Annotated in this window: 22 protein-coding genes; 19 read left to right on the top strand and 3 right to left on the bottom strand. The window is 34.0% G+C overall.

The window, feature by feature from the left end:
* Window positions 1-24: 24 nt before the first annotated feature.
* Window positions 25-897, bottom strand: a complete 873-nt coding sequence (locus J3U24_RS03655) for a hypothetical protein (RefSeq protein WP_065562350.1) — start codon at window positions 895-897, stop codon at window positions 25-27.
* 300 nt (window positions 898-1,197) lie between these two features.
* A complete protein-coding gene (hemB, locus tag J3U24_RS03650) occupies window positions 1,198-2,214 on the bottom strand; it encodes a porphobilinogen synthase (protein WP_065734799.1) in 1,017 nt (338 codons plus the stop codon).
* Between the two features lie 181 nt (window positions 2,215-2,395).
* On the opposite strand from hemB, the gene rpsU reads away from it, so the two are divergent.
* From rpsU to J3U24_RS03575, 15 genes are all read left to right on the top strand, one after another.
* Window positions 2,396-2,611, top strand: coding sequence for a 30S ribosomal protein S21 (gene rpsU / locus J3U24_RS03645; protein WP_034882800.1), 216 nt, complete (start codon window positions 2,396-2,398; stop codon window positions 2,609-2,611).
* A 114-nt stretch (window positions 2,612-2,725) separates the two neighbouring features.
* On the top strand, window positions 2,726-4,504 hold the full coding sequence (dnaG, locus tag J3U24_RS03640; RefSeq protein WP_065734800.1) for a DNA primase: 1,779 nt from the start codon (window positions 2,726-2,728) through the stop codon (window positions 4,502-4,504).
* An 81-nt stretch (window positions 4,505-4,585) separates the two neighbouring features.
* Window positions 4,586-6,424, top strand: coding sequence for an RNA polymerase sigma factor RpoD (gene rpoD, locus J3U24_RS03635; RefSeq protein ID WP_065562347.1), 1,839 nt, complete (start codon window positions 4,586-4,588; stop codon window positions 6,422-6,424).
* A gap of 62 nt (window positions 6,425-6,486) precedes the next feature.
* Complete coding sequence (locus J3U24_RS03630; protein WP_065562471.1) at window positions 6,487-7,458, top strand: bile acid:sodium symporter family protein; 972 nt, start codon at window positions 6,487-6,489, stop codon at window positions 7,456-7,458.
* Between the two features lie 68 nt (window positions 7,459-7,526).
* Window positions 7,527-9,041, top strand: a complete 1,515-nt coding sequence (gene pitA / locus J3U24_RS03625) for an inorganic phosphate transporter PitA (protein ID WP_065562346.1) — start codon at window positions 7,527-7,529, stop codon at window positions 9,039-9,041.
* 64 nt (window positions 9,042-9,105) lie between these two features.
* On the top strand, window positions 9,106-9,558 hold the full coding sequence (uspA, locus tag J3U24_RS03620; RefSeq protein ID WP_065562345.1) for a universal stress protein UspA: 453 nt from the start codon (window positions 9,106-9,108) through the stop codon (window positions 9,556-9,558).
* 160 nt (window positions 9,559-9,718) lie between these two features.
* Window positions 9,719-10,471 (top strand): SDR family oxidoreductase, encoded by a 753-nt coding sequence (locus tag J3U24_RS03615; RefSeq protein ID WP_065734801.1) that lies wholly within the window; start codon window positions 9,719-9,721, stop codon window positions 10,469-10,471.
* 139 nt (window positions 10,472-10,610) lie between these two features.
* A complete protein-coding gene (locus J3U24_RS03610; RefSeq protein WP_065562343.1) occupies window positions 10,611-10,940 on the top strand; it encodes a hypothetical protein in 330 nt (109 codons plus the stop codon).
* Between the two features lie 318 nt (window positions 10,941-11,258).
* A complete protein-coding gene (gene thrA / locus J3U24_RS03605) occupies window positions 11,259-13,715 on the top strand; it encodes a bifunctional aspartate kinase/homoserine dehydrogenase I (RefSeq protein ID WP_065562342.1) in 2,457 nt (818 codons plus the stop codon).
* A complete protein-coding gene (thrB, locus tag J3U24_RS03600; protein WP_220225132.1) occupies window positions 13,716-14,654 on the top strand; it encodes a homoserine kinase in 939 nt (312 codons plus the stop codon).
* A 70-nt stretch (window positions 14,655-14,724) separates the two neighbouring features.
* On the top strand, window positions 14,725-16,014 hold the full coding sequence (gene thrC, locus J3U24_RS03595) for a threonine synthase (protein WP_267330042.1): 1,290 nt from the start codon (window positions 14,725-14,727) through the stop codon (window positions 16,012-16,014).
* A gap of 154 nt (window positions 16,015-16,168) precedes the next feature.
* Window positions 16,169-16,621, top strand: coding sequence for a transcriptional regulator NrdR (nrdR, locus tag J3U24_RS03590; RefSeq protein ID WP_034882816.1), 453 nt, complete (start codon window positions 16,169-16,171; stop codon window positions 16,619-16,621).
* Between the two features lie 14 nt (window positions 16,622-16,635).
* The gene (gene ribD / locus J3U24_RS03585; RefSeq protein ID WP_065734832.1) at window positions 16,636-17,745 is read left to right on the top strand and encodes a bifunctional diaminohydroxyphosphoribosylaminopyrimidine deaminase/5-amino-6-(5-phosphoribosylamino)uracil reductase RibD; all 1,110 of its coding nucleotides are present in this window, start codon (window positions 16,636-16,638) and stop codon (window positions 17,743-17,745) included.
* Between the two features lie 226 nt (window positions 17,746-17,971).
* On the top strand, window positions 17,972-18,805 hold the full coding sequence (locus tag J3U24_RS03580; protein WP_267336707.1) for a DeoR/GlpR family DNA-binding transcription regulator: 834 nt from the start codon (window positions 17,972-17,974) through the stop codon (window positions 18,803-18,805).
* Between the two features lie 5 nt (window positions 18,806-18,810).
* Window positions 18,811-19,776, top strand: coding sequence for a sugar kinase (locus tag J3U24_RS03575; protein WP_065562337.1), 966 nt, complete (start codon window positions 18,811-18,813; stop codon window positions 19,774-19,776).
* A gap of 199 nt (window positions 19,777-19,975) precedes the next feature.
* Here J3U24_RS03575 and hemW read toward each other — a convergent pair whose 3' ends face one another.
* Window positions 19,976-21,109: a radical SAM family heme chaperone HemW gene (gene hemW, locus J3U24_RS03570; RefSeq protein ID WP_267336708.1), complete on the bottom strand. Its 1,134-nt coding sequence runs from the start codon at window positions 21,107-21,109 to the stop codon at window positions 19,976-19,978.
* A 174-nt stretch (window positions 21,110-21,283) separates the two neighbouring features.
* Between hemW and J3U24_RS03565 the strand changes: the two genes are divergently transcribed.
* The 4 genes from J3U24_RS03565 to pgl all read left to right on the top strand — a co-directional run bounded on the left by J3U24_RS03565 (window position 21,284) and on the right by pgl (window position 24,992).
* The gene (locus J3U24_RS03565; RefSeq protein ID WP_267336709.1) at window positions 21,284-22,156 is read left to right on the top strand and encodes a D-hexose-6-phosphate mutarotase; all 873 of its coding nucleotides are present in this window, start codon (window positions 21,284-21,286) and stop codon (window positions 22,154-22,156) included.
* Between the two features lie 186 nt (window positions 22,157-22,342).
* Window positions 22,343-22,627 carry a 50S ribosomal protein L25 gene (rplY, locus tag J3U24_RS03560; protein WP_065562334.1) on the top strand — a complete coding sequence of 95 codons (285 nt, stop codon included), beginning with the start codon at window positions 22,343-22,345 and terminating at the stop codon, window positions 22,625-22,627.
* A gap of 191 nt (window positions 22,628-22,818) precedes the next feature.
* Complete coding sequence (zwf, locus tag J3U24_RS03555) at window positions 22,819-24,279, top strand: glucose-6-phosphate dehydrogenase (RefSeq protein ID WP_065562333.1); 1,461 nt, start codon at window positions 22,819-22,821, stop codon at window positions 24,277-24,279.
* 14 nt (window positions 24,280-24,293) lie between these two features.
* Complete coding sequence (pgl, locus tag J3U24_RS03550) at window positions 24,294-24,992, top strand: 6-phosphogluconolactonase (protein ID WP_065734809.1); 699 nt, start codon at window positions 24,294-24,296, stop codon at window positions 24,990-24,992.
* Window positions 24,993-25,190: the final 198 nt, after the last annotated feature.

Raw genomic sequence — 25,190 nt, 5'->3', positions numbered from 1 at the left:
CATCATATTCACTTAATTAACAATTTATAAATATTCAATGGTTCTGGTTAAATCAATTTTACTTGAACCTTCTCCTACTGTTTCACAAACAGCTTTAGTCCAGTCATTATTTTCGTTATAAGCGAAATAGGTACAAGTCTCAGTTGATTCTAACTCTTGTTCATTTTTATCATTGATGATTACATTACCTTTTGCTGATAATTTATATGTTCTAGTAATTGTTTTTTCGAGCTGATTATTAGTGTTATAAACTATATCTTTTTCTCTCACTAAAACGGGCAGTTTAGTTCGTTCATCTGATTTTATATAAGCATTATATAAAACTTGTTCAACCAGATCGCCGTTATAAATAATTTTACTATTAAAAACAATATTATTATCGGCAAAGTTGGATAAGGTTGTTTCAACTAAATGACCTTGTTCATCAAATTCATTAATGGCAACAATGTCACCATTATCATCTTTCATACCAATAATATTTTTTGAATCGTCAAAAGAAACATCGTAATTATTCCTAACATCTTTCATGCCATAAATATATTTGGCTGTATCATAGTTTATTTCGCCATATAAACCTTCAAGATCATAATTCTGTACATAACCTTGAGCATTATAATTGATCGTTTTTTCTGTCGGTCCTTGGATTTTTTGGTGTTTGATCAGTTTTTTATGAGGTAGGAGTTCTGGTTCGGTATGAAAAAGATAACTATTACTTACCAATATTGATGATTGGGATTTAAATTCATTATTTATATTTTTGTTTACAGCATTATTCTCAGTTTGGGCCTCTTGATTTTTGCTTGTACTAGAGGCGGCATTTGTTTCTGCCTTTTTTTGATTATCACATCCCGTTAATAAAAAAATAGTCAAAAAGAATAGATAGATATAATTTTTCATAATATTAGTCTCTTAATGTTAGAGTTAGAGTTTTATTTATATCTAATAAAAAAGCTTAATCAACTTCAGTATTTTATTGCAATCTTAGTCTGTTTAGAGCATAAATTTGAATTTCATTTGTATTCGTTTCTTATAGATAAGCTTTACAAATATTAGCAAATTGGAGGTCAAAGATATAGTTTTCGTCAGAATTTTTATTTTTAAATTAACAGATTAAAAAAATGATGAGGTAAGAAAATTTAAATATTGATCATATCAATCTGCGATAAGTTGCCGATTGATATGAATCAGATAAAACCATCAATGCTCTGGGTTATTGAGCCATTGAGCTATTTGTTTGGCAAAATAGGTTAAAACCCCATCTGCACCCGCGCGTTTAAAACAGAGTAATGATTCCATGATGACAGATTTTTCATCTAACCAACCGTTTCCAATTGCGGCCATCAACATTGCATATTCTCCAGATACTTGATAGGCAAAGGTCGGTACCGCAAAAGTGTCTTTTACTTTACGAACAATATCTAGGTAAGGCAACCCAGGCTTAACCATTACCATGTCAGCACCTTCACTTAAATCTTGGTAAATTTCTTGTAATGCTTCATTAGCGTTGGCCGGATCAAGTTGATAGGTTTTTTTATTACCACCTTTAATGTTTTTTGCTGAACCTACAGCATCACGAAATGGTCCATAAAAGCTAGAGGCATATTTTGCTGAATAAGCCATTATTTGCGTATTAATAAAATCATGTGATTCTAGCCCATTACGAATTGCGCCAATTCGACCATCCATCATGTCACTGGGTGCAATAATATCAGAACCTGCTTGAGCTTGAACTAATGCTTGTTTAACCAAAGTACTAACAGATGTATCATTTAAAACATAACCACTATCATCAATAATACCGTCTTGGCCATGAGTGGTATAAGGATCGAGTGCAACATCACTTAAAATTCCGAGTTCTGGTAACTCTTTTTTTAGTGCCCTAATTGCTTTAGGAACTAATCCATTTTCGTTATAAGCTTCTTCAGCTAACAGTGATTTTTGAGAAGGCTCAATAGCAGGAAACAAAGACAATATAGGAATGCCTAATTTGGCAACTTGCTCTGCCTCTTTCACTAATACATCAACGCTCATTCTTTTAACATTGGGCATTGATGATACAGATTGAATAATGTTTTTCCCTTCAACGATAAATACTGGATAAATCAAATCATCAACTGTTAAACGATTTTCTGCAACTAGGCGACGACTAAAATCATGAGCACGATTACGACGTAATCGTCTTTGGGGATATTGACCGGTAAAGACTGATGACATATAAATACCTATATTTTTGATTAAACGGTCTTATTATCTGACTCAAAAGTAAGATTAGCAAATAATTTGTTATGTCGTAATTATACGATATTTTACTTTACAACTTATATGATTTAGAGGTAAAATTGCGCACTAATTTTTAGTCCCTTGTGATATTAACCAAATTTGAGGTGAGAGGCACATGCCAGTAATTAAAGTACGTGAAAATGAACCTTTCGATGTAGCATTACGTCGTTTTAAACGTTCTTGCGAAAAAGCAGGAGTTTTAGCTGAAGTTCGTAACCGTGAATTTTACGAAAAACCAACAACTATTCGTAAACGCGCAAAAGCAGCTGCTGTTAAACGCCACGCTAAGAAATTAGAAAGAGAAAACGCTCGTCGCACTCGTCTATATTAATATTTATACTGAAAATTTAATTTATTTATTTTTTTAATATAAAAATTTTAACAAGCCGTACTTTTACTACGGCTTGTTGTCTTTGTGTAATGCCATAAATGGTTGAATTTTATCATGAAAGGTCTTATTCCTCGCGATTTTATTTTAGATTTGCTTGCCCGCACAAATATCCTTGATGTGATAGGTAAGCGCGTTAAAATGAAAAAAAAAGGAAATAACTATTTTGGTTGTTGTCCTTTTCATGATGAGAAAACCGCTTCTTTCTCATTAAGCGAAAAAAAGCAGATTTACTATTGTTTTGGATGTGGCGCTACTGGATCTGCAGTAAATTTTTTGATGCAATATGAGCGATTGTCTTTTCCTGAGGCAATTGAAGAGATAGCTAGTATGCAAGGAATCCGTGTTCCATACACGGATAACGAAAATAATCAAGCTGATGCATCAAAGCAAATTGAATCTCGTAATGTTCGTCGAGATCTTTATTCATTGATGTCTAAAATAACTGATTTCTACCAGCAGCAATTAGCATTATCGACTTCGGTAGATGCTCAAAAGTATCTTGAACAACGCGGATTAAACGCAGAGATTATAGCTAGGTATAAAATCGGTTATGCACCTAATTCAAAACAACTAACTTTTCAAAATATAGTTAAGACTGAAAATGAAGTGGTGCTATATGACAAGGCAGGGATGTCTGTCAATAACGATATAGGTAATCGATATGATCGCTTTCGTGGGCGTATCATGTTCCCGATTCGCGATAGACAAGGTAATGTTATCGCTTTTGGTGGAAGGACGATCTTCAATGAGTCGGCGAAATATCTAAATTCACCTGAAACTCCTATTTTTCATAAAGGTTTTCAATTATATGGACTTTATGAAGCTCAAGAAACTAATCGTAATTTAAAGCAATTAATAATTGTTGAAGGTTATATGGATGTTGTTTCTCTTGCACAGTACGGTATTGATTACGCTGTAGCTGCTTTAGGAACAGCAACATCAGAAGAGCATATTAAGCTTCTATTTAGAGCAACAGATTCCGTAATATTTTGTTACGATGGTGATAAAGCCGGGCGAAATGCTGCATGGCGAGCGCTTAATGTATTACTACCTTGTTTGATTGATGGTAAAGATATAACTTTTGCTTTTTTACCACAAGATGAAGATCCAGATAGTTACGTGCGTAAAGTCGGAAAAGATGGCTTTGAAGATTACATAAAAAAGGCGCCTAACTTATCTGAATTTTTGTTCGATGAGTTATTAAAACAGGTCGATTTAAAATCAGCTGAAGGTAAAGCTAAATTGAGTTCACTTGCTATTCCTTTACTTGAACAGGTAAAAGCAAAAGTATTTAGACTTAATTTACTTCAAAAATTAGGGCGTTATTTGGGGCTATTGGATCTATCCCAAATTGAACAATTAATCGCGAATAATAATATAAGCGAAAATAGAACTATTGATTCAGCACCTGTGCCAAAAATGAAATTGACCACTATGCGGATTTTAATTGGTTTGTTACTTCAATATCCAAATCTAGCTAAGATGGTATCTGATATTAACGTTATGAGGCAAGTTAACTTAGCGGGAATTGATATATTTATTGAACTACTTGAATTATGCCAACAATATCCAAATATAACTACAGCACAAATATTAACTGAATGTATTAACCGACCATATTATAAACAGCTAAGTCGTTTAGCAACCTGGGAGTACCATTACCAAGATGATGAAATAGAATCAATTTTTTCTAATACTTTAAAAGAGTTATATGATAATATACTCGCCCAAAGGCAAGATGAACTGATCGCAAAAGAGAGAGTCTCCGGATTAAGTACCGCAGAGAAAAAAGAATTAGCGACACTAATACTTGTTTTATCAAAAAAAGACTAAATATATAGGGTATGTGTAGAAAAATACTTTTTATTCTGCACATATAATACACATGACCGAATAACTAAATGGTGATACTTTATGGAGCAAAATTCTCAATCACAGTTAAAACTCCTAATTATACGGGGTAAGGAGCTGGGATACCTGACCTATGCTGACGTCAATGATCACTTGCCTGAAGAAATCATTGATTCAGATCAGATTGAAGATATTATCCAAATGATCAATGATATGGGGATTCAAGTACTTGAAGAAGCTCCAGACTCAGATGAATTATTACTTTCAGATAATGTTCCAGATGAAGAGGCAGTTGAAGCAGCAACAGCATTAGTTTTATCTAATGTAGAATCAGAAATAGGTCGAACTACTGACCCAGTACGTATGTATATGCGTGAAATGGGTGCGGTTGAACTATTAACCCGTGAAGGCGAAATTGATATCGCAAAACGTATTGAAGATGGGATTAATCAAGTTCAAACCTCAGTATCTGAATATCCAGAAGCCATTACTTATCTCTTAGAACAATATAATTTAATCGAAAGCGGCGAAGTTCGCTTGTCCGACCTTATTACTGGTTTTGTCGATCCGAATGCTGAAGAGTCAGAAGAAGAACTTCCTGAAGAATTGGAAGACGGTGAAGAAGAGATTGATATTGACGATAGTGATGATGAAAGTGAAGAAGAAAGCGATTCTTCAGCTGATGATGATGTCTCTATCGATCCAGAAGTAGCAAAAGCGAAATTTGCTGAATTACAAGAGCAACATGATAAAACTTCTGCTGCAATTAAAAAATATGGACGTGCTCATAAAAAAGCACAACAAGAAATTGAAAATCTATCTGAAGTTTTCAAACAATTCCGATTAGTTGGCAAGCAGTTTGATATTCTTGTTAATAATATGAGAAGCATGATGGATCGAGTAAGATCTCATGAGCGTATTATTATGCGAATTTGTGTTGAACAATGTAAAATGCCAAAAAAACAGTTTATGACTCATTTTACTGGCAATGAAAATAGCATGGACTGGTATAAAAAAGCGAGTACTGGTAAAGGTGCATTTGCTGCTAAATTAAAAGAATTTGAATCATCAATTGAAGAGCAAATTAAAGCTTTACAGCAAATTGAAACAGAAACTAATCTTTCTATCGAACAAATCAAAGATATTAATAGAAGAATGTCTATTGGTGAAGCTAAAGCTCGTCGAGCCAAGAAAGAGATGGTTGAAGCAAACTTACGTTTAGTTATCTCTATTGCTAAAAAGTATACTAATCGTGGTTTACAGTTCCTGGACCTTATTCAAGAAGGTAATATTGGATTGATGAAAGCGGTTGATAAGTTTGAATATCGCCGAGGGTATAAATTCTCAACCTATGCAACGTGGTGGATTAGACAAGCGATCACTCGTTCAATTGCTGACCAAGCAAGAACAATTCGTATCCCTGTGCATATGATTGAGACAATTAATAAACTAAATCGCATTTCTCGTCAAATGCTTCAGGAAATTGGGCGTGAACCAACACCAGAAGAGTTATCTGACCGCATGCAAATGCCTGAAGAGAAAATTCGTAAAGTACTAAAAATCGCAAAAGAACCAATTTCAATGGAAACACCAGTCGGTGATGATGAAGATTCACACTTAGGTGATTTTATTGAGGATACTGCACTTGAGCAACCACTAGATGCAGCTACATCGGAAAGTTTACGTAGTGCAACACGTGATATTTTATCTGGTCTAACACCACGTGAAGCAAAAGTCTTACGTATGCGATTTGGTATTGATATGAATACAGACCATACTCTTGAAGAAGTAGGTAAACAATTTGATGTAACGCGTGAACGTATCCGTCAAATTGAGGCTAAAGCATTACGTAAATTACGTCATCCTAGCCGATCTGATGTTCTTAGAAGTTTCTTGGAATAAATTATAACTTTAGCTAAATCGCCACTTATGTGGCGATTTTTTTAACTTATCAAGCTAATATCATGAATATACTTCAACGATTTAAAATTGATCCATTCTTGCTGACTTTGATTTGCGTTGTGACTACAGCAAGTATTTTTCCATGTAAAGGACAAGCAAAAGTGTTATTTGAAAATCTTACAACTTTTGCTATTGGTCTATTGTTTTTTATGCATGGTGCAAAACTGTCGTTTGATGCGATAATTGTTGGTATAAAAAATTGGCGATTGCATCTGTTGATATTTACTACTACCTTTGTAGTATTCCCTATTTTAGGGGTGATGATGCAGGTACTGGTTCCAACTTTTTTATCAGAAGATCTTTATTTAGGCTTTGTATATCTTTGTGTCCTACCAGCTACCGTTCAGTCAGCCATTGCCTTTACATCAATTGCAAAAGGCAATGTTGCTGCTGCAATCTGTAGTGCTTCTGCATCGACCCTATTAGGTGTCTTTATCACACCGGTATTAGTTGGATTATTAATTCATACTCAAGCTGCTGCTTCAATGAATATATTAGATGCCATTGAATCTATTATGCTTAAACTGATGGTGCCATTTATTGTCGGTCATTTATCAAGACGTTTTATTGGTAAATGGGTTGATAAATATAAAGGTGTAATTTCTAAGACCGATCGTATATCGATATTATTAGTTGTTTATGTGGCTTTTAGTGATGCAGTGGTTAATGGTATTTGGTCGAAAGTCAGCTTTTTATCTCTTTTAGAAATCATTGTATATTCAATAATCCTATTAACTATAGTGTTATTGATTACTACTTATAGCTCGAGATTCTTGGGTTTTAACAAAGAGGATGAAATTACTATTGTATTTTGTGGCTCTAAAAAAAGTTTAGCGAGTGGTATTCCAATGGCTAGTGTAATTTTTCCTATGTCTATAACAGGCATAATAATTTTACCGCTAATGATTTTCCATCAAGTACAATTAATGATCTGCGCTGTTTTAGCTTCTCATTACGCGAAAAGAAAAATATAAAAATTGTTTTGCTCATTGTGTTATTCTCAAGGATAATAGAAGCGCTATTAACAACAGAAAGATATATTATGTTTCATCTATTTGCTGATTTAGAATTTTCTACGATTATATTACTAGTTTTAGCGCTATTTTTTGTTCTTTTTTATGAGGCAATTAATGGATTTCATGATACCGCAAATGCTGTTGCGACAGTAATATATACTAGAGCATTAAAAGAACAGCTCGCTGTTTTTATGGCTGGTATGTTTAACTTTTTTGGGGTATTACTTGGCGGGCTTAGTGTTGCTTATGCAATCGTTCACCTTTTACCTACTGATTTATTACTTAATGTAAGTTCTTCTCATGGACTTGCAATGGTCTTTTCAATTTTATTTGCTGCTATCATTTGGAATTTGGGTACTTGGTATGTAGGTATTCCTGCTTCTAGTTCTCATACTTTAATTGGTGCAATTATTGGTGTTGCATTGGCCAATGCGTTTATTATGGATACATCAATCATTGATGCACTTAATATTCCAAAAATGATACAAATCTTTCTATCATTAATCATTTCACCAATTGTTGGTCTTGTTATCGCTGGATTAATGATTTTTTTATTACGAAAATATTGGACCCGTAAAGGTCAAGGTAAAAAACGTAGTAAAAAAAGAGAACGAATTTTTATGACACCAGAACAGCGTGAAAAGCTATATGGTAAAAAGAAACCGCCATTTTGGATTCGTATTATGCTTATTATTTCAGCCGCTGGTGTAAGTTTCTCGCATGGCGCAAATGATGGGCAAAAAGGTATTGGTTTATTGATGTTAGTATTGATGGGCATTGCACCCGCTGGTTTTATTGTTAACATGGGGGCATCAACTTATGAAATTACCAATACCAGAAATGCGATTCATAATATTGAAGAGTACTTTATCACTCATAATGATGATCTCAATACAGTAATTGGTAAACAGTCAGCAGTTGATACTGCAACTCCTGAAAATGATTTAAATAAATATCATTGTGATTATTCTCGATCCTTCACTACGTTAAGTATTGCTAACAATTTGTTCAATAAAATTAACGATTATGGTTCGCTTAATGTAGATCAACGTTCTCAAACTAGACGTATTTTATTATGTTTATCTGATACGGTATCTCATGTTGCTAAACAACCAAATGTATCAGCAGAAGATAAACAGTACCTAAAATCATTAAATAATGATTTATTAAAAACAATTGAATATGCACCAATTTGGATAATTATCGGAGTAGCTTCAGCACTTGCAGTTGGCACAATGATTGGTTGGCGGCGAGTAGCTATTACTATTGGTGAAAAGATTGGTAAAAAGGGAATGACCTATGCACAAGGGGTTTCAGCTCAAATTACTACAGCGTTATCAATTGGTATAGCAAGCTATACAGGAATGCCTGTATCGACAACACAAGTCCTTTCTTCATCTGTTGCCGGTACGATGATTGTCGATGGTGGAGGAGTGCAAAGTAAAACGATAAAAAATATTGCATTAACCTGGGTTCTTACTTTACCTATTTCAATTTTGTTATCTGGGTCACTTTTTTGGCTTGCTCAAAAATTAATTTAGTAGTAAAAAGGAAGAATAAAATCTTAATTTAATTAGAGCGTCAAAATAGGAAGGAGTGAATATTATGGCTTATAAACACATTTTAGTCGCAGTGGATTTATCACCTGAAAGTGAAGTTCTTGTTGAAAAAGCAGTCTCAATGGCTAGACCATATAATGCTCAAATATCACTCATTCATGTGGGCATCAATTACTCTGACCTTTATACAGGCCTAGTTGATATTAATATGAATGATATGAAAGATCGTATCACTGAAGATGCCCATATTGCATTAAATAAATTAGCTGATGATGCAGGTTATCCAATTGCACATACTCTTTCTGGTAATGGTGAATTTGGACAAGTATTAATTGAAGCTATCCACGAATATGGGGCAGATCTAGTTGTTTGTGGGCATCACCAAGATTTTTGGAGTAAATTAATGTCTTCAGCACGCCAGCTAATTAATAATACCCATATCGATACATTGATTGTTCCTTTGAAAGATGATGAGCCATCCGAAGAACCATCTAAATGAAACATACGATATGAACCCGCCTTGTAGCGGGTTTTTTTATATATTTTTATCTAAAATTTAGATAGTTATGTTTTCAAACAAGTTGTATATATTTTGGCACCTATTTTTCTTTTCATTCAATATCGGTATACACTTGTAATTATTATGAAGGAGATTGGATATGAATATTGCTTTAGTTACTGGTGCTTCTTCTGGCTTTGGTAAAGCAATTTGCCGAAAACTTATTACTGATGGTTATAAAGTAATTGGTGCAGCCAGACGACTTGATAAATTACAAAAACTTGCACAAGAATTAGGTAATAATTTTTTACCGCTAACTCTTGATGTGACAAAAAAAGACTCTGTTGAAACAATTTTGTTACAGCTGCCTAAAGAGTTTCAGCCTATCGATATATTAATTAACAATGCAGGATTAGCTTTAGGTTTAGCACCCGCATATGAAGCTGATTACAATGATTGGGAAACAATGATTGAAACCAATGTTATTGGATTAGTGCATTTAACATATCAAATATTACCTGGCATGGTAGAGCGTAACTATGGTTATATTATTAATCTTGGATCAGTAGCCGGTACATATCCGTATAAAGGTGGAAATGTTTACGGTGCAACAAAAGCATTTGTTAAGCAGTTTAGTGCTAATTTAAGAACAGATTTATTGGGTAAAAAAATCAGAGTAACAAATATCGAACCAGGATTATGTGGAGGAACAGAGTTTTCCAATGTCCGATTCCATGGTAATGACGAAAAAGCTGCTGCGGTTTATAAAGATGTGGATTTTATTACACCAGAAGATATTGCCAATACCGTCTCATGGTTAGTTAATACACCAAATCATTTTAATGTGAATTCAATTGAGATTATGCCGGTCGCACAAGCTTCAGCAGGGTTATCAGTTTGCAAAGAAGTTTAAGGTGAAATTAAATTACCATTATATGATACCGAGGTTTTAAAAAAATAATAAAAAAGTGAATTGAAAAACAAAATAGACTTGCACTTATGTTAATGGATTGCTATTCTTCTTATTTGTGATTTTGATTGAGGTTTTAGCAATGACATTTTCAGAAGTAACAAAAACATTTGCGACAAGCTTACCTGGTACCGATTCGTATGTAAAACTACGTAAGGCTATGAGGTCATTAATCCAAGAAGATCCGAATAACGCATCGGTTTACTTTTTAATCTTTGGATTTGCTCGCACTTATGTGATGTTATATGAAGATCAGGAAGTTTCACCACAATTTGCTGAAGACAATCAAAAATTAATGTTATCGTATCTCAACATACTTGATGAGGCATTACAAAAACAAAATGCCGAAAGTATCTATCAAGCCTTAAATAAGGTAGTGAATGAATACGAAAACAGCAAAAAGGTATTTTAATTATTTACAGCCTGACATGAAAATGTCGGGCTGTTTTGTTTAGGGTTTAGTTAAGGAAAAATAATGAAAATGGTAATGATGATTTCAGGCATTATTGGTACCACCGGCACTATTATGAAATATAGGGCGGGTTGATTTTTCCTTAAAAATATCGAAAAACCCGCCCCAAAAGGCGGGTTTTTTACTTTGTGAAATAAAAAAGTTCTTAAATAGAAATTAAAGTAAAAAGAATTCAAAATATTAGTTTTATCAGTTTTTTTTAAAAATTGCATTTTGAATTATCATTGGCATAAGTTAGAAAAATAAGTAAGGTGTGATATGAAAGTTTTAAAATTTGGAGGAACATCTGTTGCCAACGCAGAACGTTTTTTGCGTGTAGCAGAGATTATTGAAAATAATGCTAAACAAGAACAAACGGCAACGGTTTTATCTGCACCAGCTAAAATTACTAATCATCTAGTGGCAATGGTTGAAAAAACCATTGCAAAACAAGATATCCAAACTAATATCTACGATGCTGAAAAAATCTTTGCAGACTTACTAGAAGGTATTTCGAAAGCGGTACCTAATTTTGCCTATGAAGAAATGAAAAAGTTTGCTCTAGATGAGTTAAATAACGTTAAACAACTATTAGAAGGTATTCGGCTATTAGGTCAATGTCCGGATAGTATTAATGCAAGTATCATTTGTAGAGGTGAAAAACTTTCGATTGCAATTATGCAAGAATTGCTTAAAGCGAAAGGTCATGCTGTAACAGTTATTAACCCTGTGGCAATGCTGATTGCTGAGGGGGACTATCTAGAGTCTACAGTTGATATTGTCGAGTCATCGCATCGAATCAGTGAAATGCATATACCTCCAGAAAATATAATTTTGATGCCAGGGTTTACCGCTGGTAATGAAAAAGGAGAATTAGTTGTTCTTGGCCGTAATGGCTCTGATTATTCAGCTTCAGTATTAGCAGCGTGTTTACGTGCCAACAGCTGCGAAATTTGGACTGATGTTGACGGAGTTTATACTTGTGATCCTCGAATTGTGCCTGATGCTAAATTACTAAAAACGATGTCTTATCAAGAAGCTATGGAACTATCATATTTTGGTGCAAAAGTGCTTCATCCAAGAACAATTTTACCTATCGCTCAATTTCAAATTCCATGTTTAATTAAAAATACTAATAATCCAGATGCAGCAGGCACGTTAATCGGCGCTAATGTTGTTGATAGCTCAACACCAGTAAAAGGTATCACTAATTTAAATAACATGGCTATGATTAATGTATCAGGTCCAGGATTAAAAGGCATGGTAGGTATGTCAGCGCGTGTTTTTTCCGCTATGTCTTATGCTGGTATTTCTGTGGTACTTATTACGCAATCATCATCTGAATATAGTATTAGTTTTTGTGTGCCTCAAACTGAACTCTACCGAGCTGAAGAGGCACTAAGTGAAGAATTTTACTTAGAGTTAAAAGATGGCTTACTTGAACCAATTGAAGTTATCGAAAAATTAGCAATTATCTCAGTTGTTGGTGATGGTATGCGTACTTTACGTGGTCTATCGGCTAATTTCTTTACTGCATTAGCCCGAGCCAATATTAATATCGTAGCAATTGCTCAAGGCTCCTCGGAACGCTCAATCTCGGTCGTCGTTGATAATGATGTTGCCGTAATGGGTGTACGTGTGACGCATCAAATGCTATTTGGTACTGACAAAATGTTAGATGTGTTTGTTATTGGTGTTGGTGGTGTTGGTGGTGCATTGGTTGATCAAATTGGTCGGCAACAAAAATGGCTTAAAAACAAACAAATCGATTTACGTGTTTGTGGTTTATTTAATTCCAAACATGCTGTACTTAATCGGGATGGTATTGATTTAACAAATTGGCGCGATCAAATAAAACAAAGCGAGACCAATTATACTCTAAATAGCATTATTGATTTTGCTAAAAATAACCGGCTCCTCAATCCAATTTTAGTCGATTGTACTTCAAGTAGTGATGTATCAGATAAATATGTTGATTTTCTAGCTAATGGTTTTCATGTTGTAACGCCAAATAAGAAAGCCAATACAAGTTCGATGGCTTATTATCATCGTTTACGGCAAGAAGCAGCTAATAGTAAGCGAAAATTTCAATACGATACTAACGTTGGTGCAGGTTTACCTGTAATAGAAAATTTACAAAATCTACTGAATGCGGGTGATGAATTAATCAAGTTTTCAGGGATTTTATCTGGATCATTGTCTTTCATTTTTGGTAAGTTAGACGAAGGTATGTCATTGTCAGAAGCAACTAAATTAGCGAAAGAAAAAGGTTTTACCGAGCCAGATCCTAGAGATGACTTATCAGGAACAGATGTCGCAAGAAAGCTATTAATTTTAGCTCGGGAGGCGGGATTACAACTAGAACTTGATCAAATTAAAGTGGAGTCAGTATTACCAGCTGAATATTCTAAAGGTAGTATCGATGAATTCATGGCAAAACTACCACAATTAGACGCTCAGTTTAAAGAAAAATCAGAAAAGGCAGCTAAAGAAGGAAAAGTGTTACGTTATGTTGGTAGTATTGATGGAAACCAATGTAGCGTTAAGATAGAATCTGTTGATAATGATGATCCACTTTATAAAGTTAAAAATGGTGAAAATGCTTTAGCATTTTATACTAGGTACTATCAACCAATTCCATTAGTATTACGTGGTTATGGTGCTGGTAATGACGTTACAGCTGCGGGTGTGTTTGCCGATATTTTACGAACCACATCTGGAAAAATTGGAGGCTAAATGAGTCAAAAATCATTAACTGTGTATGCACCTGCATCAATGGCAAATATTAGTGTTGGCTTTGATATTTTAGGTGCAGCAATCAATCCAATTAGTGGTGCGATGTTGGGTGACTGTATTACTATCGAGTCTGCAACTGAGTTTAGCTTTACCAGCCAAGGTCAATTTGTTAAAAATTTACCAAAGGATCCCAAATTAAATATTGTTTATCAATGTTGGCAGCGTTTTTGTAAAGCCATGGGGAAAACATTACCGATAAAAATGACGCTTGAAAAAAACATGCCAATTGGTTCTGGATTAGGTTCAAGCGCTTGCTCTGTTGTTGGTGCTTTTGTTGCGTTAAATAAGTTTTTTAATGAACCATTTAATAAATTTGAATTGCTCTCCATGATGGGCGAACTTGAAGGCTGCATTTCTGGTAGTGTTCATTATGATAATGTTGCTCCTTGCTATTTAGGTGGAATGCAACTTATTCTCGACGAAATGGGCATTATAAGTGAGTCAATACCTCATTTTGAAAATTGGTATTGGGTGATGGCTTATCCTGGTATTAAAGTTTCTACAGCTGAAGCTCGAGCAATATTACCAGCTCAATATCAAAAAGCCGATTGTGTCGCGCACGGTCGTTACGTAGGTGGTTTTTTACATGCTTGTTATACTAAACAACCAAAACTTGCAGCAGCAATGTTGATTGATAATATTGCAGAACCTTATCGTAAACAATTGCTACCTAATTTCGATGAAACACAAAAAAAGGTCAAACAACTTGGTGCATTAGCCTCGGGTATATCAGGCTCAGGGCCGACGATGTTTGTGGTGGCCGACAACCTTGAAACTGCACAGCAGATTGAGTCGTTGTTAAAAAGTTCTTATCTACAAAATGAAGAAGGTTTTACTCATATTTGTAAAATAGATCCACAAGGTGCAAGAGAGATTTAAGTTATTAAACAAAACAATAATATTAAATCAATAAGAAAACAATTAAAGCATAAAAGAATTGGAACACATTATGAAACTGTATAACTTAAAAGATCATTCAGAGCAAGTTAGTTTCGCGCAGGCGGTACAACAAGGTTTAGGGAAAGAACAAGGTCTATTTTTTCCAGAACAATTGCCAAAATTTTCATCTGCAGAAATAGAAGCACTTTTAAAAATGGACTTTATCACACGTAGTGCCAAAATCTTATCGGCGTTTATTGGCAATGAAATTAGCGATAATGATATGCATCGATTAGTGCAAAACGCATTCCAATTTCCAGCTCCAGTTAAATCAGTAGAAGATGATATTGGAACATTAGAACTTTATCATGGCCCAACATTAGCATTCAAAGACTTTGGTGGACGCTTTATGGCTCAGGCTTTAGTCCAAGTGGCAGCAGATAAAAAGATTACTATCTTAACAGCAACCTCTGGTGATACTGGTGCTGCTGTTGCCCATGCGTTTTATCACTTACCCAATATTCGTGTAGTGATTTTATATCCGGAAGGAAAAATTAGTCCGTTACAAGAAAAACTATTTTGTACTTTAGGCGATAACATTCACACAATTGCTATTCAAAGTGATTTTGATGCCTGCCAAGCTTTAGTTAAAAAAGCGTTTGATGATGAAGAGCTAAAAACTACAATTGGTTTAAACTCAGCTAACTCGATTAATATCAGTCGGCTTTTAGCTCAAATTTGCTATTATTTTGAGGCTTATGCACAGCTTACGCCAAAACAACGCGAACAATTAGTTATTTCAGTACCAAGTGGTAATTTTGGTGATTTAACTGCTGGTTTACTAGCAAAAACGATGGGGTTACCAATTAAACGCTTTATTGCTGCTACTAATGCTAATGATACGGTTCCACGTTATTTAGAAACAGGAAAATGGGAACCCCATAAAACTGTGGCAACATTATCAAATGCTATGGATGTTAGTCAGCCAAACAACTGGCCAAGAATCGAAGAAATTTATAAACGAGAAGGTTGGGTACTGAAATCATTAGGGCATGCTGCTGTTTCTGATGCCGTTTCCGTAGAAACGGTTCAGGAATTAGATAAAAAAGGATATTTATCCGAGCCTCATGGTGCTATTGCTTATCGTGCATTACGAGACCAGTTGCAAGAAGGAGAGTACGGTTTATTTTTGGGTACAGCTCATCCAGCTAAGTTTAAAGAAGTAGTTGAGGATATCCTTGGCCGATCAATCTCACTACCACAACCTCTGGCTGAACGAGCTGATATGCCTTTACTTTCTCACCATATGCCTGATGATTTTAATAAATTACGTGATTTCTTAATCTCATTGACATGGTAAATTCAATTCCCGTCACCAGATTGGTGACGGTTTTTAGCTTTTTTGAATTACAAGTTAATTAATAGAGCTAGTTTATATTACTTTGTTGATAACTTGTTTAAATGGCTAATTTCGGCTATTGTAATGTAAGTTAAAACGTTATCAGGATATATTTATGCACTGTCCGTTTTGTAATGCAGATGATACAAAAGTTATTGATTCTCGTTTAGTTGGTGAAGGGTTTCAGGTTCGTCGTCGTCGACAATGTGTCGAATGTAATGAACGTTTTACGACATTTGAAGTGGCTGAATTAATTATGCCTAATGTTATTAAAAGCAATAAAGTTCGCGAACCTTTCAATGAAGATAAACTCCGCAATGGTATAAAACGAGCACTAGAAAAACGCCCTGTTAGTTTTGATGCAATTGAAGATGCAATTACTCGAATTAAATCGAAACTGAGAGCAACAGGAGAAAGGGAAGTACCGGCCAAATTAATTGGTAATTTTGTTATTGAAGAGCTTAAAAATCTTGATAAAGTTGCCTATATTCGTTTCGCATCTGTCTATTTTAGCTTTGATGATATTGAACAATTCAGTAATGAAATTGCTAAGTTACAACAAAAGTAATCCTCATTATGACTATGAATAAAGATCAATTTTATATGCAGCAAGCTATTGAGCTTGCTAAACTTGGTCGCTTCACTACTACCCCTAATCCTAATGTCGGTTGTATCATTGTTAAAAATGATCACATCATTGGTAAAGGTTTTCATATGAAAGCTGGTTTACCACATGCAGAAGTCTATGCACTAAAAATGGCTGGTGATGAAGCTAAAGATGCTACGGCTTATGTAACGCTAGAGCCTTGCAGCCATTATGGAAGAACGCCTCCTTGCGCAGATGCACTGGTTAAATCGGGAATTAAACGAGTTGTTATTGCTATGCAGGATCCTAATCCCAATGTCGCAGGACAAGGTATAAAGAGATTAACTGATGCAGGCATTGAAGTTTGTGTTGGCGTGTTAGCTGATCAAGCCGAAGCCATTAATAAAGGCTTTTTAAAACGGATGCGAACAGGTTTGCCATTTGTACAACTAAAAATGGCAGTTTCTTTAGATGGTAAAATAGCTATGGCATCAGGCGAAAGTAAATGGATAACCTCCGTTGCGGCAAGACAAGATGTTCAGCAATATAGAGCTCAGGCAAGTTGTATCTTAAGTACCAGAAAAACAGTTCAGGAAGATAATGCGAGTTTAACGGTTAGATATAATGAATTACCTGATTCAATTAAAGAAATTTACCCTTCTACCGAAATTCGTCAACCTATACGAGTGATAATCGATAGCAAAAATCAAATGACGGGTGATGAAAATATCTTTAATCAGCCTGGTGAAACTTGGTTGGTTAGAAAGCAAAATGTTCTAATATCATCACCAAATACAAAACTTATCATTGAATCATCAAACAGTCATCAAGTCGACTTATTAGAATTATTATCCATATTAGCCAAGCAGCAAATAAATTCTGTATGGGTCGAAGCTGGATCTCATTTAGCCGGTGCGCTAATTGAGCAAAATCTCGTGGATGAGTTAATCATCTATTATGCACCTAAATTGCTTGGTCATAATGCACAAGATATGTTTGTATTACCTCACTTACAAAAACTTTCGTTAGCACCTCAGTTCCGATTTGAATCGGTTGAAATGGTGGGTGATGATCTGAAAATAATGTTGAGGAACGGGGTTTTTTGATAACTTTTATTTAAATATATTGTGCTATTTAACAATTTTTGAGTTGTTAATATTCTATTTTAACGATTAACTATATCTCTGTAATTTAAAAATAAAGTACAAACTGAGTATATTTTTACACTACTTAATCGGTTCAGTTCCTTTCTAGGGTTTATCGTTTACAACTTGTATGATAAATTTTATCTGTTTTTGAGTTAGGTATTTATCTTTTAACATAGGATGTGAAATGGCTAAAGTATCTTCGGCACAATTAAAGCGGCGATTGGAAATTGCTGCGATTGTGCGCAAAAATGGAGAAATAAAAGTTGATGAGTTATCTGACATGCTACAAGTTTCTCATGTAACTATTCGTCAGGATTTAACATATTTAGAACATCAAGGGTATTTAAAACGTTTTTTTGGGCGAGCAATCTATATTTCGCCTGAAGATTTTATTAGCAATTCAAATAGTGTGTATCCAAGTCGTTTGGCATCATATCTTAATACTGATAATAGTGATGTTAATTTAGTAAAAACTTGTCTAAATTATATTGAAGATGGTGATACAATTTTTTTAAGTCATGGTCATTTGATTCGAAAATTGATTCCTTTTCTGCATAATAAAAAATCATTAACAGTTATTTTAAATGATATTAATAACGCGAAACTGGTTAGAGAATTCTCAGATGCAGAAGTGATTCTTGTTGGTGGTTTTTTAATAAATGGTAATGTACTACAGCATCCTAACTTTTCATCATCTATATTAACGCAATTCCCAATATCACATTTTATATTCGAATTCGCAGCTATTAATACTAACAATTATTTAGCTATTCAAGATATTGAACATCAAGAACTTTATCAACAGATATTAAAAAGTTCAGATCATTCTATCGGTATTTTACCACCAAGAATCAGCAGTAATGATAATCATACTATTGGTAAATTAAAAAACATGGATGTTATTATTTTATCCCGCTCCGCTGTTAATGAATATCATCAACTATTGCTTAATTCTAATTTTAAGCAACATACAACAACTAAATATTCTGTGACTTACCATAATGCATTGGAGGCCTAATTAACATGGATGTTAAAATTTGTACAATGGGCGAGTTGTTTGTTGAATTTGTTGCTAAGGAATTCAATCAACGGTTTGATTATACTAATGAATATATTGGACCATACCCTAGTGGTGCCCCAGCTATCTTTGCAAATCAAGTTGCCAAATTAGGTTTTCCAGTTATCTTTTTAAGTTGTGTAGGAAAAGATCCTTTTGGAAAAATGTGCATTAACCGACTTAAACAAGATGGGGTAAATGTTAATGGGATTACTTCTCACAATAAAGTAAAAACAGCTAGCGCATTTTCAACGCAAATTGGTCCAAAAGAGCGAAGTTTAATTTATAACGTTTTAAATAGTGCCTGTGGCTTAATTTCATTTGATCATGTGAATGAAGCTTTATTAAAAGACTGCAATCATTTACATATTATGGGATCATCACTTTATTCATTTCGAGCCATTGATGCGATGTGCAAAGTAATAAATTTTATTAAAAGCCATGGTGGAACTGTTTCTTTTGATCCTAATTTGCATAAAGAAATGTCGGAGATTCGTGAGATAGAACAGTCTTTTAGTTATATATTAGAATTTACCGATATCATTTTGATTAATGAAACACAAGTTAGGTATTTTTCTGAAAATTATGAAAGTGATGAAGAAACGATTAAAGCTTTATTGGAGAAAGGTATCAAACATCTCGTGGTGAAGAAAGGCAGTGATGGTGCTAATTATTATTGTTGCGATGATAAAAATAATATTAATACAATTTATTCTAAGGGTTTTAGTATTGATGCGATTGACCATTCGGGTGCTGATTACTGCTTTGATGCAACTTTTGTGAGTTTACTACTGTCAGGATTTAGTGTTGAACAGACTTTAATGTATGCAAATGCTTGTTATGCGTTGTCTTCATCTTATAAAGGACCTATGGAAGGAACATCATCCCTTATCGCGATTGAAAAATTCTTATCTGAAAATATAAATAATTAATCTTATCTCTAAACCCCAAAAAAATCCCAATAACAATGTTATTGGGAAAACATAAGGAATAGGAAAACAATGAAATAAATGCATTGTTGTATATATTATGGACTCTTTTTAGATAAATTTTAGTTAAGATATGCGTAGGTTTAGTTAAATTGTTAGTATTTATTTTGTTAATAAATAGTAAATCTTTTAACTGATTTCGTTATAAGAATATTTCAAGTAATGAATTTAAAAATAATTTCCCATGCTCTGTGATTTGCCAGCATTGGTTGTTATCAATCAAATATTTTTTATCAATAGCAGTCGATATCTGCTTATCAATAGAGTGTAAAGGTAAAAAAGTTCGTTGTTCAAATTCGGATTTAGGTGTGGCTTCAAATAATCTGAATCTATTCATAAAAAATTCAAATGCTAACTCATCTTTAGGGACAGTATAAGATTGTTCCAAATAACGTCCTTCTAAATATCCTTTAGGATGTTTTGTTTTTACGGTGCGAATAATTGTGCCATTATTTTGGGTTAATTTTCCATGAGCACCACAACCAATACCAATATAATCACCAAACCGCCAATAATTTAAATTATGTTGGCATTGATAATTGGCCTTTGCATAAGCAGATGTTTCATATTGTAGGTAACCATGCTTAGTTAATAATTGATGGCCTTGTTGATAAATATCCCATAACATATCATCATCAGGTAAAACAGGCGGTTTAGAACCAAATAAAGTGTTAGGTTCTATTGTAAGTTGATACCAAGATAAATGTGGCGGTGCAATTTCTATTGCCTGTTTTAGATCACTCAATGCATCACATACTGTTTGATTAGGCAAGCCATGCATTAAATCTATATTAAAGCTTTTTAACTTTAAATTTTGTGCTAATTTTCCAGCATCTATTGCTTCTTGCGGATTATGAACTCGTCCTAATTTTGCAAGCTTATCTGCTTGAAAGCTTTGTACACCAATTGATATTCGATTAATTCCAGCTTGTTGATATCCCTTAAATCTTTCTACATCAACTGAATTAGGATTGGCTTCAATTGTTATTTCTGCGTCGTGATTAATTGGTATAATTTTATTTATACTCATTAATAATTTATTAATTAACTCCGCGGAGAAAAGACTGGGTGTACCTCCACCAATAAAAATAGAGTCAATAGAACGATCATTTGAAAGCACGACGTCTTGTTTTAAATCATTAATTAAATGATTTATATATGCTGAATAATCGGGCGTTTTCTTCATGTTATGTGAATTAAAATCACAATATGGACACTTTTGTATACACCATGGCATATGTATATATAAACTCAACGGGATTTTATATTGAACCATATACCTTTCCTCAAATTTTTAAAAAAGTGTCAGCAACTGATAAGAAATAGCTGGCTATATTACTCCAATTTAGTAAAAAAAGCTTTTATTCCGTTTTTATAATTCGAATAATGCGCGTACAATTAATGACTAAAGACGATGTTCGCCAAGCAAATTAGATAGTTAGGAGTAAATATGAGTATTATTAAGCAGATTTTAGATAGTGATTTATCAAGTACATCAGTGAGTGCATCAGTTAATCAATGTACATTTGGTGAATTGCCTGTCATAGTGATTAAACATAAAACGTGTTCAGCAGCAGTATCGTTACAAGGTGCTCATCTTTTATTTTGGCAACCTTCAACAGAACCGACACCTGTTATTTGGTTAAGTCAAAAAGCTAACTTTAAAAAGGAAGTTGCAATTAGAGGGGGAGTACCAATTTGTTGGCCATGGTTTGGTAAATTGGGTGATCCTATGCATGGTTTTGCGCGTCTGGTTGAATGGAAATTAGATTCTTGCAAAGAAGATAATAATGGAGTGAATTTAACTTTATCATTAACTAATAATCAGCAAACAGAACAGTTTTTCACAAAACCTTTCCAAGCTTGGTTAACCATTCATGTTGGACAAACGTGTGAAGTGAATTTATCTTGTACTGGGGATTTCGAAGCAACAAGTGCATTACATACTTATTTTGAAGTTAATAATATTAATGATGTCACTGTTAAAGGTTTAGGCGATTCTTATCAAGAACGCTTACCAGTTGAAAATAAACCATCAATTTCAGGGCAACTTACTTTTAATCAAGAGGTTGATCGTATTTATACCCATGCGGATGACTCAATCCTTATTACCGATGGTAAACGAACAATTAAATTAACTAATGTTAATGCAAGTGATGTTGTTACTTGGAATCCTTGGATAGATAAAGCTAAAGCAATGGCGGATTTTGCTGATGAAGAATATCAATCTATGGTATGTGTTGAAACGTGTCGTATTAATAAGGCGTTAAAATTATCGCCAATACAGAAATCAACATATGGATTTAAGATTGAAGTTATTTAATCATTAGGTTTTGATATTGCAAATGCAATCAATATAAGACTATATCTTTATTAAACTGATTATTTGATTGCGTTTACAATCATAACACTTTATAATCCTTAGCGCTTTTTAGAGCATCAATTTTATAGCCAACTACTGGGTCGCCTGTAATTGGTTTTTTATTTAGAATAAACAAGAGAAATCAATATGTTTAAATTTAAAGCAGAAGTTAGAAAAGAGCATGGTAAGGGTGCGAGCCGCCGCCTGCGTCACGCTGGTCAGTTCCCAGCAATTGTTTATGGTGGAACAGAACCTGCAATTTCTATTGTGTTAGATCACAATCAAATTTTCAATATGCAAGAAAAACCAGAGTTTTATTCTGAAGTACTAACTATTGAAATTGACGGTAAAGCAGTTAAAGCTAAAGTGCAAGCAGTACAACGTCATCCATTTAAACCAAAATTAGTTCACATGGATTTTGTACGCGCATAATCATATGTTTGTTGAAAAATCATTCAACAATATCTTTAAATAAAAGGTCACCTAAATGGTGACCTTTTATTTTTTACTATAGTCTTAAAACGACAAATACCTATTGTTATAATTTATTCTATTAACTTGATGTATATTGGTATCAAACATAATAAAATAAATTGTAGATTACACCATTTTAGGAGAAACTCATGTCTGATATCCCAGCTTGCGATTTGGTAATTTTTGGCGCTAAAGGGGATTTAACAAGGCGCAAACTCTTACCGTCTCTATATCAATTAGAAAAATATGGAAAGTTGCCAAAGCAGACAAAAATTTTAGGTGTAGGTCGAGCTGATTGGGATCAAGCCGCTTACACTGAGGTTGCAAAAGATGCGTTAACCACATTTATGACTGAACCACTAGATGAAAGTATTTGGCAACGTTTTAGCCAACGCCTTAACTTTCATAAATTAGATGTTAATGACATTGCCGGTTTTAATTTATTAAAAGATAAGCTTGAAAAGTCACATCCTGCTATTTTCTATTTTGCGATGCATCCCAATGCCTTTGGTACGATTTGCCAAGGGTTAGCTGAAGCAGGTTTAAATCAGGCTCAAAATAGAATTGTAATGGAAAAACCACTAGGTTTTGATCTGCAATCATCAAAGGAAATTAATGATTCAGTTGCAAAATTTTTCAGTGAATCACAAGTTTATCGTATCGACCATTACTTAGGAAAAGAGTCAGTTTTAAATTTACTCGCACTTCGTTTCGCTAATCCTGTATTTGCTTCGCTTTGGGATAGAAATTCTATTGATCATGTTGAAATCACTGTTGCAGAACAAGTAGGAATTGAAGGTCGCTGGGGTTATTTTGATAAAGCGGGTCAAATGCGTGATATGGTGCAAAACCATTTATTACAAATTCTGACGATGATTGCCATGTCTCCACCTGCAAATCTTGAAGATAATAGCTTGCGTAGAGAAAAGATTGCTGTACTTAATGCATTACGTCCAATTAATAAAGCAAATATCCGTGAAAAAGTTGTTAGAGGACAATATACTGCAGGGTTTGTTAATGGTATCAATGTTCCTGGTTATTTAGAAGAAGATGGTGCAAACAAACAAAGTAATACGGAAACATTTGTTGCTATTCGAGTTGATATTGATAATTGGCGTTGGGCGGGTGTGCCTTTTTATTTACGAACCGGAAAACGTTTACCAAGCAAGTGTTCTGAAGTAGTAGTTTATTTTAAATCTTTACCCCTTAATTTATTTAGTGAGTCTTATTCTGAACTACCGCAGAATAAACTAACAATTCGTCTACAGCCAGATGAAGGTATGGATATTGAAATTTTAAATAAGGTGCCAGGATTAGACAGTACACATAATTTACAAACGACTAAGTTAGATTTAAGTTTTAGTGAAACTTTTCATCAACAAAGTGCTGATGCTTATGAGCGGTTGTTACTTGAAGTGATGCGAGGAAGACAAGCATTATTTGTTCATCGAGATGAAGTAGAGGCAGCTTGGAAATGGGTTGATTCAATTATTAGTGCCTGGAAATTAGATAATGAACCACCTAAAACTTATCCTGCTGGTACTTGGGGGCCTGTCGCTTCAGTTGCTTTGATAACTAAAGATGGTCATTCATGGCATGAGTTTGAATAGAGGAATTTAACAATATGTTTACATTAAAAAAATATCCAAATAGTCAATTATTAATTGAAGATTTAGCTGCTTATATTGTCAAAGATTTGAAACAAGCTATTGATAAAAAGGGACATGCTTCTATTGCTGTATCAGGTGGTAAAACACCTATTCCATTATTTAAACTATTAAGCCAACAAGATTTAGATTGGCATAATGTTTTTATTACATTAGTAGATGATAGATGGGTAGATGATACCGATGACGCTAGTAATGAAAAATTAGTGTTAACTTACTTATTACAAAATAAAGCTAAATTGGCCAATTTTGTAGGTTTAAAAAATAGTTGTGATAATCCATTTGATGGTGCAGAAATTACAGACAAAATTTTAAATAAAATTCCTATGCCTTTAGATGTTTTAATCTTAGGAATGGGAGAAGATGGTCATACTGCCTCACTTTTCCCGGGTGCGGCAAATTTGCGGGCTGGTTTGGATATGAAATCAGGTCGCAAAGTTGTTGGAATGACTCCATTGACGGCTCCATTAGACCGCATTACTTTAACACTACCAACTATTTTAGATAGTCAAAATATCTATCTGCATTTAGTTGGAGAAAGCAAAATGCAGGTATTACAACAAGCAGAAAAGGGAGATGATATTAATCAAATGCCAATTCGTGCAATACTGCAACAAAACAAAGTCAATGTAATTGGTTTTTGGACAGCATCTTAACTGACAATCAACTTTGCCAGTTTTACTGGCAAAGCTCTCATTTCTGGTCTTATATTAAAACACCTATTGAGCTATTTTTTAATCATTAATAAATTGATTATTTGTGACTTTTTTTATTATTGGTTTGTTTCGGATATTAATAAACACTGTTAATAATTTCGTCTTACCATTTCTAAGCGCTTCACTTAATTTGTTAGT

The organism is Gilliamella sp. B2785, assembly GCF_026537005.1.
Lineage (GTDB): Bacteria > Pseudomonadota > Gammaproteobacteria > Enterobacterales > Orbaceae > Gilliamella > Gilliamella apicola_E.
This window is presented reverse-complemented; position numbering and strand designations above follow the sequence as displayed.